12 protein-coding genes are annotated in these 12,827 nt (G+C 44.3%); 7 read left to right on the forward strand and 5 right to left on the reverse strand.

Annotation, left to right across the window (positions count from 1 at the left end; all coding sequences use genetic code 11):
* Positions 1 to 41: 41 nt before the first annotated feature.
* Entirely contained in the window at positions 42 to 2,036 is a 1,995-nt protein-coding gene (locus AB6E08_RS07035) for an Hsp70 family protein (protein WP_372063725.1), read from the reverse strand.
* On the reverse strand, positions 2,036 to 2,668 hold the full coding sequence (locus AB6E08_RS07040) for a DUF2760 domain-containing protein (RefSeq protein ID WP_009847020.1): 633 nt from the start codon (positions 2,666 to 2,668) through the stop codon (positions 2,036 to 2,038). Before AB6E08_RS07040 ends, AB6E08_RS07035 begins: the two co-directional genes overlap by 1 nt.
* Positions 2,669 to 3,016: 348 nt before the next feature.
* Here AB6E08_RS07040 and AB6E08_RS07045 point away from each other — a divergent pair, with 348 nt between their 5' ends.
* The 6 genes from AB6E08_RS07045 to AB6E08_RS07070 all read left to right on the forward strand — a co-directional run bounded on the left by AB6E08_RS07045 (position 3,017) and on the right by AB6E08_RS07070 (position 8,158).
* Positions 3,017 to 4,555, forward strand: a complete 1,539-nt coding sequence (locus AB6E08_RS07045; protein WP_102258584.1) for a sensor domain-containing diguanylate cyclase — start codon at positions 3,017 to 3,019, stop codon at positions 4,553 to 4,555.
* 87 nt (positions 4,556 to 4,642) lie between these two features.
* Positions 4,643 to 5,173 (forward strand): exonuclease domain-containing protein, encoded by a 531-nt coding sequence (locus tag AB6E08_RS07050; protein WP_372063727.1) that lies wholly within the window; start codon positions 4,643 to 4,645, stop codon positions 5,171 to 5,173.
* 347 nt (positions 5,174 to 5,520) lie between these two features.
* The gene (locus tag AB6E08_RS07055; RefSeq protein WP_004734744.1) at positions 5,521 to 5,877 is read left to right on the forward strand and encodes an antibiotic biosynthesis monooxygenase; all 357 of its coding nucleotides are present in this window, start codon (positions 5,521 to 5,523) and stop codon (positions 5,875 to 5,877) included.
* A 16-nt stretch (positions 5,878 to 5,893) separates the two neighbouring features.
* Positions 5,894 to 6,589 (forward strand): hypothetical protein, encoded by a 696-nt coding sequence (locus AB6E08_RS07060; RefSeq protein WP_004734745.1) that lies wholly within the window; start codon positions 5,894 to 5,896, stop codon positions 6,587 to 6,589.
* 418 nt (positions 6,590 to 7,007) lie between these two features.
* Positions 7,008 to 7,718, forward strand: a complete 711-nt coding sequence (locus tag AB6E08_RS07065) for a transcriptional regulator (protein WP_372063771.1) — start codon at positions 7,008 to 7,010, stop codon at positions 7,716 to 7,718.
* Positions 7,719 to 7,720: 2 nt separating this feature from the next.
* Positions 7,721 to 8,158, forward strand: coding sequence for a hypothetical protein (locus AB6E08_RS07070; protein WP_372063728.1), 438 nt, complete (start codon positions 7,721 to 7,723; stop codon positions 8,156 to 8,158).
* A 33-nt stretch (positions 8,159 to 8,191) separates the two neighbouring features.
* On the opposite strand, the gene AB6E08_RS07075 is transcribed toward AB6E08_RS07070, so the two are convergent.
* From AB6E08_RS07075 to AB6E08_RS07085, 3 genes are all read right to left on the reverse strand, one after another.
* Positions 8,192 to 8,641, reverse strand: coding sequence for a TerB family tellurite resistance protein (locus AB6E08_RS07075; RefSeq protein WP_372063730.1), 450 nt, complete (start codon positions 8,639 to 8,641; stop codon positions 8,192 to 8,194).
* Between the two features lie 113 nt (positions 8,642 to 8,754).
* Positions 8,755 to 10,800 (reverse strand): alkaline phosphatase family protein, encoded by a 2,046-nt coding sequence (locus AB6E08_RS07080; RefSeq protein WP_372063732.1) that lies wholly within the window; start codon positions 10,798 to 10,800, stop codon positions 8,755 to 8,757.
* Between the two features lie 24 nt (positions 10,801 to 10,824).
* Positions 10,825 to 11,310 carry a hypothetical protein gene (locus AB6E08_RS07085; protein WP_017101161.1) on the reverse strand — a complete coding sequence of 162 codons (486 nt, stop codon included), beginning with the start codon at positions 11,308 to 11,310 and terminating at the stop codon, positions 10,825 to 10,827.
* A gap of 81 nt (positions 11,311 to 11,391) precedes the next feature.
* Between AB6E08_RS07085 and AB6E08_RS07090 the strand changes: the two genes are divergently transcribed.
* Positions 11,392 to 12,705 (forward strand): MipA/OmpV family protein, encoded by a 1,314-nt coding sequence (locus tag AB6E08_RS07090; protein ID WP_372063734.1) that lies wholly within the window; start codon positions 11,392 to 11,394, stop codon positions 12,703 to 12,705.
* Positions 12,706 to 12,827: the final 122 nt, after the last annotated feature.

A 12,827-nucleotide genomic window follows, 5' to 3' on the forward strand; every position in this document is an offset into this window, starting at 1 on the left:
ATTGATAAAGTAACGGCACCCGCTAAGGTGCCGTTGATTCATTATGCTTCTACGTTTGAGTCGTTATTCGAGTCTTCACGAACGTCGAACTCAACATGCCATTTCTGACCATTGTCAGTGGCTATCGCTTCTAGGTATAACGTGCCTAATTCAGTAACACGAGACGCCAAAGTCACCGGAACCACTTCACCTTCGCGACGACCTTCAGAAACAGGCAGTGTCACTTGGATTTCAGGAAGCTCATCAAGATCTTCTGGAGCCCAGTGATCAAGGTGCGTACCTGCTTGGTCTTCACGACGTGTTGTTGAACCGAAGAATTGGAAGTGTACTGGCTGGCCAATCACTAGACCAAACTCTTGACTCGGAACTTGAACGCTTGAGCCTTCTTCCATGCCAAATGGTGCAACACACAGTGCTTCCATTGGAGGAGCCATACCTGGGATAGCTGGCATCGCGCTTTCAATTCCTACGTAATAAGAAGAAGCGATACCACCGCGGATACGAACGCCTTGGCCACGACGAACTGCGCCGTAGTATGAAGCGCCACTTGCAACCGCTAGGTCTAAGTCTAGGCCTGAAAGCTGTTTAGCGAATTCTGCGTCTGCATTAATTAGCCATTCATTGATCGTGTCTGAAAGACGATCAGCAAGTAGGTTAGATTTTAGAACACCACCATTGAACAGTACCGCTGTTGGTTTGATGAAGTCTGCTGCTGGCGCTTCTGTACCGGGCATACCGGGCATGTTTGCAAACGGGTTGAAATCTTGTTGAGCGGCTTCGCTATTTCCAGAAAGCGCATTGGCTTGCTTAGAAAGGAATGCAGCAATATGACGAGTAATACCCGCATCTTGAGCGTAAGGCAGACCCATTTGAGTCAGTGCACCACGAGTTTTCTGTACTGGGTGATCCGTTACAGCGACTTGTGGGAAGAAGCCATCAACCAATGTTTGTTGTACTTCTTGCTGAGTCAGTTCTGTTTTCAGTGTTGCGCCAAGTAGCTTAGAGCCACGGCTTGGAACAACGATCGGCACAGATTGGAGTTCTGCATCGTTTAGCAATGCTTCTTTCGCATCACGACATGCATGAGTCATCGCTTGAACCTGCCAAGGAGCCAGTTCTTTGCCTTCTTGAGCCAGCTTCATTTTCAGGCGGTAAGCGAGCGCTAAGTCCATGTTGTCGCCGCCAAGTAGGATATGTTCACCTACTGCGATACGGTTCAGACTTAGGTTGCCTTCATCTTGTGTTACTTCAACCAACGAAAGGTCAGTCGTACCACCACCGATATCGACAACAAGAACGATGTCGCCAACGTTCACTTCATCGCGCCAAGTATCGTTGCTGTTATCAATCCAGCTGTAAAGAGCTGCTTGTGGCTCTTCAAGAAGCGTTAGGTGAGTAAAACCAACATTACGCGCAGCTTCAGCCGTTAGGTCTCGAGCCGCAGGATCAAACGAAGCTGGAACGGTGATCGTTACATCTTGGTCTGCCAGTTTGTGTTCTGGGTTAGCGTGGTTCCAAGCATCTTTAAGGTGCTCAAGGTACAACTCAGTTGTCTTAAGCGGAGATACCTTTTCAACTTCTTCAGGGCTGCCTGCTGGAAGGAACGCATCACGACGGTTAACACCACCGTGGCATAGCCAAGATTTTGCACTTGCTACCAAACGGATAGGGGTTTTCGAACCTAGGTTACGAGCAATCGCACCGACTAGCGCTTTAGGTTCAGAAGACCAAGGAAGAACGCGAGAGCCCGCATTCATTTCATGTTCGTGCGGCTGGTATAGGAACGAGCCAAGTTGGCTGCGAGTTTCTACGGTACCTGGAGCCGTCAATTGAGGGATTGGCATCACCTCAACGCGAGCGTCTTCATTTGTTGTGTCGATGAAAGACAAAACACAGTGTGTAGTACCTAAATCGATACCGACACTGAACTTAGGCGCTTGCTGTTGCTCTTGAGAAGATAGCTCTTGTGAATGCGTCTGCGGCGTATGTTCTTGAGAAGAAGACTCGTGTGATGATGGCTGAGTTTGGTGTTCCATTATAGCTCCACCTCTGCCGGTGCAATCACAGATGCATCGTAGTTCTCAGCAAGCTTAGGCAGGTTCATGTCAGTTGCTTTCCAACCTTTGTGAACCAATGTGCCATTGAACGGTGCATTGCCCGTTACGTTGCCTGTTAGGCGAATTTCTTGTGGGTTGAAACCTTCAACAACCGTGATGCGCGTTTCTTCATCTTCAGTACGGATGTGAGAAAGCGTCACGTAATCGGCTAACACTTTTTTACCGCCAGTGTGAATTACACGTGCTGCTGCGCCAACTTCTTCGTCAGAGAATGAAGTTAGGTCTTCTTTTAGGAAGTCAATTAAACGAGCTTCTTGCTGCATGATAGACAGTAGCTGCATTGCAGAATCTGTTGGTGCTGTTGCCAGCTTAGATTCAACTTCTACGATTTTTTCGATTACACGTTCAACTTCAACAACTTTCTCTACTTCGACAATTTTCTCAACTGGCTTTTCAACTTCAACGATCTTTTCTACTGGCTTTTCTACGACTTTCTCAACCACTTGGGTTTTACGAGAAACGGCAATAAGCAGTAGTAAAACGCTTGATGCAGTTAGGCCTGCGTGAAGCATATCAAACGTTTGTGGGATTAGGTTCAAATCAACGATCATAGTGATTTCTCTTTAAAATTGATTTAACGGTATATTCGTCGGTTTAAAGGAATATACAGATTGGAAAGAAACTCGGTAGCACGAGACTGAAACGGTCGCTTTCAAGCTATAAATATGGGTGGATACTAGCATATTCAAGGCTTAAGAGGTGTATTTAATGTTTTCAAACAAGTGGCTTTTTAGTGTGTTAGCTTGAAATTTAGTCGAGATTTGTCTGGTTATTGGTCATGGGGGTCAGTAAAATTTACAAAATGCCCGTTTAATGTGACATTTAGGACTAAATATGAATGGAGCATTATTTCCGTCCGTTATATACTTTTCATTCAATAGAGCCTATTTGGAACCCGCATGCCCCAAACTACTGACCCACTAACAGGGTTGAAGAGACAAACTCTCCCGTTGGTCGTATTTTCGGTCAGTTTTTTGATTACTGTTTTGTGCTTTGTATTAGTCATGCTTAATCAAAAGCGTGCGCTGAATATGAATTTGGATAGTTTTGCTACTCACCAGACATTGAGCTTGGAAGCCTTTATAGATAATGATGTTGCATATATTGGGTCTGGTGCTAATTTTTTCTACGCAAATGACCCTGAAAATTGGGATAAGTTTGATCGCTTTGCTAAGCAAACCATAGATGATTCAAAGAGTTTAATTGCCTTGCAGTGGATGCAAAAAGTGCCCGCAGACGAGATAGCTGAGCACACTGCGAAAATGAAAGAAAAGTACCCATTCTTTAAGCTGTATACCATTCCTAAGAACCAAGCAAAAACCTATGGCTACATTTTGGATGGTCAGCCAGCTTTCGTTGCTAGCGATATTTTCCCCAATACAGAACCAAACAACAAAGTTCTTGGCTTTTACTCTTCTAGAGAGCGATTTGATCTCGTTCTAGATAATATCAAACAGACACGTAAGGCGAATATTTCAGACAAAGTTCGCTTGATACAAGATGGGCTAGATAAAGGCACAAAAAAGAGTGGCATGTTGGTGTATCACCCTGTCTTTGAGGGAGAGAGTGACAACTTACTCGGCGTTGTAATTGGTGTGGTTCGCACCACATACTATTTTGAGAACTTGCTGGCTTCGACGGTTGGGGATATGAATGTTTATGTCCGCGTTAGTGATGTCGGTTTTGAAGCCGAAGATGCACCTGTCTTGTTCGAAACGAAAGGTTATGAGGGTGTGACTGGACAACATATCACCAAGAAAATCACACTCACTAACCGTGAATGGGTTGTCGACTTCAAGATAGACTCATGCATTTCGTTTAATGGTTACCTGGTGTTGGCCGGGATTGCCCTCGTGGGCACGACTATTTCACTGTTGCTTTCTTATATCGTTAAACTGCAAGTCCAAGAAAAAGTACGCCTGTATAAAATGATTGATGAAAGAACGGAAGAACTCCGTTTTCTTGCCAATCATGACAGCCTCACAGAGATTTATAATCGACGAGCCTTTAATAAGGTGCTCGATAAAGCGATACAAGGTGACAAGCCGTTTAGCTTGATTGGATTTGATGTCGATAAATTTAAAGGGATTAATGATCAATTTGGCCACCCGGCTGGTGATGCCTTACTGGTTCATGTAATTCAGTTGATTTCAGGCAGTTTGAAAGAGGGCGATCATGTCTTCCGTATGGGAGGAGATGAGTTTGGTATCATTTCGAGCGTCATTGAACACGACGCACTGGCTCGTTATTTAGAATGCATTTTAGATACGGTGAGCGAGTCTCACTGTGAGCATAAAGGTCAACTATTGAGTTGTACTCTAAGTATCGGTGCTACCATCCGCAGTAAAGAAGACATCGAAGAACTCCTTCAAAAAACCGATAGTATGCTTTACCTAAGTAAGTCAAATGGCCGAAATCGCGTTACAATTGCAGGCTAAATGAGCACTTGATGCAACTAGGGTCGAGTTCTGTATTGGGCTCATGTACAATTTGACAAAATTTTTGACGAGAGAATTAGGCGACGTATGAATCACAATCGAGTGGTATGTTTCGATTTGGAAATGTGCTGTTGGAGCGAAGACGGTGTGGGAACAACAGGCGAGATCATTGAAGTTGGTCTTGCTGAAATTGATCTAGCATCTGGCACTATCGTCAAGCGCGCGCAATATTACGTTAAGCCCGAAAAAGACGAAGTCTCTCTATTCTGCGCCGAGTTAACGGGCATTACACCTCGTAAAATCGAAAAACAGGGTCGCCCATTAGAGTCTGTTATCAAGTCGATGATTAAGAACTTCGGTGGTCCAAAGAAAATCTATGCAGCGTGGGGACGCGACGATCTTATCTTACACAAAGAGTGTATTGAGAAAGGCATCGAACCTCCGTTCAGCGAGTTCTTGAATATCGCCACGCTTTATCGAGTTCAGAATCGATTGAAAGAGAAACGTATTGGTCACCGTGCTGCTCAAGAAGCGAAAAACATTGAGTGGGAAGGTCGTCAGCACTCTGGTTATATTGACGCTTATAACTTGGCAAAGCTTGCGCTGACGATGTTGTAATCGTTTGTATTTCAGAGAGGCGCTTGGCTAAATACTGAAAGGTTAAACACTTAAAGTTAGCCTGAATTTTGTGAGTCATTAAAATGAAGAGCCACCTACTTATTAGGTGGTTTTTTTGTGCCTGTTATTTGAGGGTAATGACGATCCAAATTGAGCGCAATGACTATTCCAAGAAACCTAATTTCAACAAGTGGTTTATCAATAGTGAATGGCTACATCGCTTATTTTACGAGTGAATAATATTCGTTTGAAATTTAGCTTTTTAATTAATATTAAATCTCAGGTCTCGACCTTGATTGGGTAGGGCTAGGTGGTAGCGTTAGCTCACCCAAAACAAGGAGAATAGGATGAAGAACATTATTAAGTATGGATTGGCACTGGGGGCGCTAAGCGTAAGTGCGTTGGTTTCGGCACAACCCGTTGTATTGATAAACACTTTTTCAGTCGAGCCAGCCCATGAAGCCGCTACGTTAACGTATTGGGAAGATGCGCGAGACGTATTGGTGAAGCAACCTGGATATATCTCTACCAAATTGCACCGCTCGTTAAGCTCGGATGCGACATACCGTTTTATTAATGTTGCAGAGTGGGAAAGCAAAAAGCATTTCCATGATGCGATACAAGCGATGAGAAAAGAATTACCACCTTTAAAAATTGAAGGGGTTTCTGCTGACCCTAACTTGTATGAAATTATTCGCGACTAATTAGGAAGCCACCACAATGAAAACAACTCTAGGAACCTTTTTAGCTATTTTTAGCTTTCTATTTTCAGCCATTCTTTTTTCAACCCATGCCCACGCAGCGGCATACGGCGTGTCAGTGGCTTGGAAAACCGATGACGCCCAAGCCGTATTTGAGGCAATGCCTCATCAGAAAAAAGCATTTGCCAACCTGATTGATGCGGGCTTGGTACACGATATGTTCGTATCACAAAGCTTTATTGGGGATAAAAAGTTTCCGATGATTAAGTTTGTGATTGAAGCGGACAGTGAGCAGCACGTTAGAGACTTGATTGGTAACTTACCATTCCAATTTAAAGAGCTTGTAGAGGTGACTGAAATCCGAGACATCGGTAATAAGTGGTTAAACACGGATGTCGCTTTCACAAACTACGCAGTAGAACTCGCTTGGAAAGAGCCTGAGAATCAATTCATTGTCGATGAGGTTATTAGCAAAGATTTACAAATGGTTGTCGATTGGAGTGCTCAAGGTGTGATTACGTCTGCTTACTTAAAACATCAAGAAATAGCAGAAGAGAAGCCAAACCAAAAAGCGATGATCAGGCCAGTCTATTCAATGGCAATATTGGCTAAAAACGAAGAGCAAGCGCGCGAAGTTGCTAATCAGTTGAATGCAGTAAAGCTAGGCTTCGCTGAAGTTATGGTAAGTGAACTTGGATTCAAACTGGAACTCTAATTTCGCTAGAACAGAATTGTGACCTCGTTTTCAGATAGCGTAACGACGAGGTCTTAATATAGGACCATGACAAGTTTAGAGTTAAACTTGGCTATGTTCATAGGTGAGTGAGTTTTCGTGACTGGCTCACCTTGTTGTTATTTTATCTTGTTACTTGCTGAGCTTATATTTGGCTTAATTATTGACTAAACTTATTACTCTTCTTTTCCATGTATGGTTTGGTATTAGCTCGACCAAATAAACACCTTTTTGATGACCTTTTATTTATGAACGCCTCGCCGAAATGAACGCCAATAGCCCTGATAAGATCACCTTAGACGCTTCGGGTATCGAATTGAATAACAATACTCTCATTAATTCGAGCTCTAACAAGCAGGTCACCTTGTCTTCATCCGAAAGTTTGATCCTTGAACATTTGGTGATGAATAGCCCGAAAGCGATTGGCCGAGACTTCCTTCTTGAACATTGCTGGCCTGGGCGGGTGGTGACAGGAAGCTCGCTAAACGTAGCGATAAAGAACATTCGTACAGCGTTGAATGAACTGAACTGTGAGTGCAAAATTTTAACGGTTCAGAAGCAAGGGTACAGTTTTAGCAGACCTCAACAGCTTGGTGGTTATCTATCAACACCCATTTCTGCTATTCAAACTCAAGTAGCTCAAGTTAATGTTCCTAATGAAACCGTTGAGCTAGAGGTTTTTAATACTGACAGTGATCGCAGTGATCGCAGTGATGACAGTAAAAGCGAGTCTGTATTACCCCAACAACGGGAACTTCATAAACAGCGAAGGGTTAAGAGTTTTCTCACTCGTCACCAATCTCGTATTGCCGGAATGGTAGTCAGCGCGCTTCTTCTCATGTTGTTTTATCAGTTTGCTTTTTTTATAGATAAGAGTGCCTACCGAGGTATGGATGTTTATCACGATAGTTTGAATTTTGATGAAGCCGTTATAAAAGAGCTGGATGCCGTGTCAGAGCTCGGTGTTGATTCGCTCTATCTGCATCGCATTGGTGTTGGGTGTCAAAATATCCAAGCCGTCGCCTTGATAAATGGACATTGGAAAGAGATAAGCCATCAGTTTAAAACTGTCTCTTGCGAAGGCGACAATAACAATGAGCGAGGGCAATAAATATGAATCGTAAGTTTTGGATGCCTATCTTATTGACGCTGTTTGTGATTCTAAATGTAGGCTTGATCTCTGGGCTCGCAACCAAAAGTACCTATCGATTTTCTGCGGAATACCCGATGGTTGGGTGGGAGAGAATCTCGCTCCGATTGGAAAATGGTCGAGTCAAAATGCAGTACATTGGTTACGATATCGATGGGAATATCGCTCAAACTAAGCAGATGTTTGGTGTGTTCTTGCGCTGGGGGAATCACTACTACCTTTATCAATTGGACCAAGATCAGGCCCAAGATAAGCAGACATTCAATATCAAACACTTATACATTCAACAAACGCAAGGCAAGCGCAGTGTGTTGGTATCGAATCAGCGCGGCCTTTATGTCACTAAGAAGGGCACGCCGTTAGAGCTCAAAGGCATCATGCATGGCGATCGATTACGCTGATACAAAGGCTTAACGCGAATAGAAAACCTTTGGTTAGCTTTTACCGAGTACGTTCAGCTTAGTCTTGATAAAGTCACTGTGGTCAACGTAGAGCAGCTCCGCTGTTTTACGGATCACAGAATCTTCGATAGGGTCAATTTCACCGTCTGCGTGCGCCACTTCCCACATTGCTTTGATTAAGTCGATTCGTACTGGCTGAGAAAGATCTCGCAGTTGAGAAGTGAAATCGTACAGAGAAACAGATTGTTCAACTTGAGGCTCAGCTTGTGTTAATAAAGCTTTTGATTCTTCATCGGTTATGTTCAGTAAACGCTGAAGTAAGTGCAGTTTGGCTTGTTGCTCTGATTCGTTGATCGCGTGGTCTGCACCAGCGACTTCGCATAACAAGCTGGCGATGGCTAAGTTAGGTGAGGCAGTGGGAGTTTTGCCTAAATCAGAGCCGTCAACTAATTGTTTAAATAACGAGGTAAGTGAGTTAAACATAAGAGCATTCCAGTTATGGTGAATATTATTACTATTGGGCCTACGGAGTGTGATCGCAAGCGTCTTTACTTAAAACTGACATTACGGTTAGGCGAGCGATAAGGAGCATTTTATCAATCGGGCTCTGGGAAGCGGGTGGTTTTACCGTCACCACTAAGTGTTGTGATCGACTGTGGTTTACCATCTTCATCTAGCCTTAATTCACCAATCGCACTTCGGTTTGAAAGGCGATAGAAGGTTTGATTGTCTGGGCTTCGCTTCTCGATCTTTAAGCGCTTTCGCTTGGTGAAATAGTTCAAAACTGAGCGAGGACTGTATAACAGGCGGTCCCACACATCACAGAATTTAAGCAGCGGCGCTGGGAATTGATTTTTAATGCCACTACAGGTGATTTGATAAATGTTCGGGCTATTTCGGCGGTATCTAAGCTTGATATCGTAAGCAAAGGAGTAGTGGACATCGCCCGAAAGCACCACGAAATTGGTCGGTGTTTTGGTATGGGTAAAGATACTGATCAGCGTATTGGCACTGCCCGGATGTGCCATCCAGTTTTCAGCGTCAATCACCAATGGCTTACCAATTGTAGTCGCCATCTTTTGCAATGTTTCAATAAACTTAACGCCGAACATTGGCGCAGCAGAAACAATCACGACTTTATCTTGATGCATCAATTGATGTTGAAATTCAATCAAGGCCTCCCAGTCCATCAAACCTGAAGGTTTATTCATACGAGATTCCGAACGCCAGCGACGGGTTCGGGTATCCAACACAATGACTTTGGGTGAAGTATCTATTGTGTAATGCCACTCCTCAAAGCGACTCAACATCTCAATGAAGGCTCGATGCTTGTTTGGCTCGATGTCGCTAACAGAGTGAGTAGTCGCGGCATCGCCGGTTTCACTGTTCGTTTGTTTAAGGTTGTCCGTTTGTTCAACGTCATGCGTTTGTTTAAGAACGCGCGGTTGATCGACAAAAAGCTGTTTTGCTTGCTCGATGAATGTCTCGTCGAAGCTCTCCGGTTTATTACCCCAGCCCTGACACATCCAGTAAGCCGCAAGGCCGTTACCAATGACTTGAGTTGCGAACTGGTTTTGGTCTACGGCATGTTCCCAACCCACGGTAAGGTTCCAATCATCGGTCACATCGTGATCATCAAAGATCATGTACGTAGGGATATGTGCGAACAGACGTTGTACTTGCGGTAAGCCAGCAATGAAATCATCCATGATGACGCTTTCATCACGCCACTGTTGCTGCTCAGTCGGTGTTAATTGGCGTCCACCTTGAGTGAAGTTATTCTCAATTAAGCGCTCTCGATTGACACACTGCCACAGTGTCGGCGACCAAACTAACAGGTACATCGCGATAAACTCAGACAGCGTGACCAAGTGGTTTTCACAATCGGTAGAGTTAAAAATCGGTACGCCACGATTCGGGAAGAACTTATCGAGCATGGATTCTGAAGTGGTGTGGTGTGGCAAGTACTGATCACGTTGATATAAGTGATATTCGCTCTCAAATAAGGCGTCACTGCTGTTGATTCGGTTAACTTGCGAGTCAGTCGGTAAGCTCTCTCCCACTAGGCCAAGCAATTGAATCACTTGCTGAATAGCATCAAGTGTTGGGCCTGCCACATGGTCAGCGTAGATCTGATCGCCGCTCATCATCAGCATATCGGGTCTTTCAGCGACGGTTTGATCGGCAATCTTGTTATCGGCTGCGACTAGGCTGTCTTTGCTTGGATGATGTGGATTACGGCAAGAGCCATGAAGAATGTAATCAGCCGAGGTCGATATCTTAAACTCAACGCGAGATTTACCGTTGTAAACAAGGTGAGGTGCGAGCTCTTTTAATGAGCCTGACTCTGTGTGAACGTCATACTCTAGAGGTGTATTCGTCGGGAACTCACCTTGTAAGCGGATGAGCGTTACCCACGCATGTGTACCGATTTGAATCGAATCATGATCTTCAAGCGATGAGGTATAAAACGGCTGGTCTTGTGCTGCTTCAGAATCGTCTATTTCTTGAGTATGAAGTTCGGCTCTGCCTGTCAGAGGCGAGCTGGTGGCTAACCAAAGTACGACTTCAGTTGCAGTCGTTTTTCTTAAAATGGGTCCGGCGAGTAACAGGGGAAGAGATGATGTCGTAGAGGGTTTCAATACGGTACCTAAAATCGTTGGTGGCTAGTCGTCGTGGTGTTGTTTTGTTTCGAGCTTGTTCGTTTCAGGCTCTGTTATGTCAGGCGCGATCATTTCAGACTCAGGTGTTTCAGAACCATCTGCTTCAAGGAGTTCGATAACTTCCGAGCTAGAAAGTTCATGGCCCATTAGAAATATTGCCAATAGGGCATCGGCTTTGGTCTTGGTATCGGATGTGTCATCTAACACTTGCTCCAGTTTTTCACGAATCATAGCAATTTCGTGTTCAACAAAACCACGGCCTTCTTCATCCCCTTGATTGTCTTCAGGGGCATTATCGAACTCAAGAAATAGCATGTCGCCGTCTAGGTTGGTATTCACCAAACGCTCGGGCAACCATGCCTCACCAATAACAATATCCGGATCGGAATCTTTGGGTAAGTGATCTATAATGTTTTGTAATTCGGAGACTTTCACAATGCTTTCATTTAACCGAGAATATTCTACATTGTAACGGTCAATGCCGCTCAAACCTAAAATTAGTTAGCCGTTATGGCTAATAAATGTCTATTCAGTAACACAAAATTTATTACAAAGAGTAATTACATAAGAATGAAGCTCAAATATTTACCGACTCTCGCTTCGTCGGGCGCGGTTTTCCTAAGTAGCATTTTTCTAAGTGCTAATGCGTGGGCTGCTGAAGAGCAAGAGTGGGGGATTGCCGCGATGTTTCGTACGGCAAGTATTCCTTACGACACGTCAGGTGGTGACCAAACGGTTAGCTCTTTTGTTCCAATGCTATTTTTCAAGAACGATTATGTGTTCATTGATGGGACTGAGATGGGGGCTTACCTTTACCAACCCGACGACGAGAAATGGTCTCTGAATGCTATATCTCGCCTGCGCTTTATTGACATTCCAGCTTCTGAACAGAACGCTATTGAAGGCGATACAGCGGACTTTGGTGCTCAACTGACTTACCAACTTGATGGGCCTTGGTCTGTTGAAACGGAGTTAATGAGCGACAGTGAATTCAATTTTCACGGTAACTTACGTGCGAAAGCTAAGTATGAAACCGGAGACTGGGAGTTCACTCCGCGTGCGACACTGCGCTATAAAAGTGCGGATTTCAACAGCGAGTATTACTCAGCAGCCAATGAAACCATCGGCGCAGGTGTGGACCTGAATGTCGGTGTAGAAGCGCGTTACCATGTGTTTTCGAACTTGTATTTATTGGGTTCAACCAGTGTGACTCGACTGGATGATAACGCCTATGACTCGTCGATTGTCGAAGACCGTTATCAAGGCGAACTTTACCTTGGTTTTGGCTTTTTCAACGATAAAACCAAAGCGCCAAAACCTAAGCTGAGCAATGCGCCGTATTTACGTGTCGCACACGGCTGGGCGACGCCATCGAATATTGGCGACATCATGAAGTTCAACAGAGAGAAAGACGAATACAACAACCAGTTGACCTCATTCTTCTATGGCCACCCGTTAACCGATGAGATCTTCGGTTTCCCATTGGACATCTACTTAACGCCAGGTATCGCGCATCACTGGAGTTCAGATGTTCAGTCAAGCAGCACCGAATACATTGTCGCAATTAAAGCGTATTACACTTTCGACTGGCCAACTCAATGGCGTGTTGGTGTGGCAGAAGGTATGTCTTACATCGATTCGCTGACTTACATCGAAGCGAAAGAGATGAAAGAGAAGGGTTATAACGGGAGCCACTTGCTTAATTATCTCGACTTTTCGTTCGACGTAAACGTAGGTGATTTAATGAGTAAGAATGACCTGAACAACTTATGGTTCGGCTATTCGTTGCATCACCGCTCTGCTATTTTTGAAAACGCCTCTCAGTTTGGTCGAATCAAAGGCGGCAGTAACTACAACACGGTTTATCTACAGTACGAGTTTTAAGCGCGTTTTTTAGCAGGCAGTTTATAACAGGCGTTTTTAGCGTTTAGTTTTTAACTGTGATTTTTGAAACATTCGGTTTGCGTTCGTCACGCTTCCATCGCTTTTACTAACGTGAGAGTGAC

Origin of the sequence: Vibrio sp. 10N.247.310.24, from assembly GCF_041467175.1 — a bacterium.
Classification (GTDB): Bacteria; Pseudomonadota; Gammaproteobacteria; order Enterobacterales; family Vibrionaceae; genus Vibrio; species Vibrio tasmaniensis_A.

Excerpts from the sequence above, each read along its gene's own strand:
- AB6E08_RS07035 (WP_372063725.1), bottom strand. The coding sequence starts at position 2,036 with ATGGAACACCAAACTCAGCCATCATCACACGAGTCTTCTTCTCAAGAA.
- AB6E08_RS07090 (WP_372063734.1), top strand. The coding sequence starts at position 11,392 with ATGAAGCTCAAATATTTACCGACTCTCGCTTCGTCGGGCGCGGTTTTC.
- AB6E08_RS07055 (WP_004734744.1), top strand. The coding sequence starts at position 5,521 with ATGAAGAACATTATTAAGTATGGATTGGCACTGGGGGCGCTAAGCGTA.
- AB6E08_RS07040 (WP_009847020.1), bottom strand. The coding sequence starts at position 2,668 with ATGATCGTTGATTTGAACCTAATCCCACAAACGTTTGATATGCTTCAC.
- AB6E08_RS07050 (WP_372063727.1), top strand. The coding sequence starts at position 4,643 with ATGAATCACAATCGAGTGGTATGTTTCGATTTGGAAATGTGCTGTTGG.
- AB6E08_RS07075 (WP_372063730.1), bottom strand. The coding sequence starts at position 8,641 with ATGTTTAACTCACTTACCTCGTTATTTAAACAATTAGTTGACGGCTCT.
- AB6E08_RS07060 (WP_004734745.1), top strand. The coding sequence starts at position 5,894 with ATGAAAACAACTCTAGGAACCTTTTTAGCTATTTTTAGCTTTCTATTT.
- AB6E08_RS07070 (WP_372063728.1), top strand. The coding sequence starts at position 7,721 with ATGAATCGTAAGTTTTGGATGCCTATCTTATTGACGCTGTTTGTGATT.
- AB6E08_RS07045 (WP_102258584.1), top strand. The coding sequence starts at position 3,017 with ATGCCCCAAACTACTGACCCACTAACAGGGTTGAAGAGACAAACTCTC.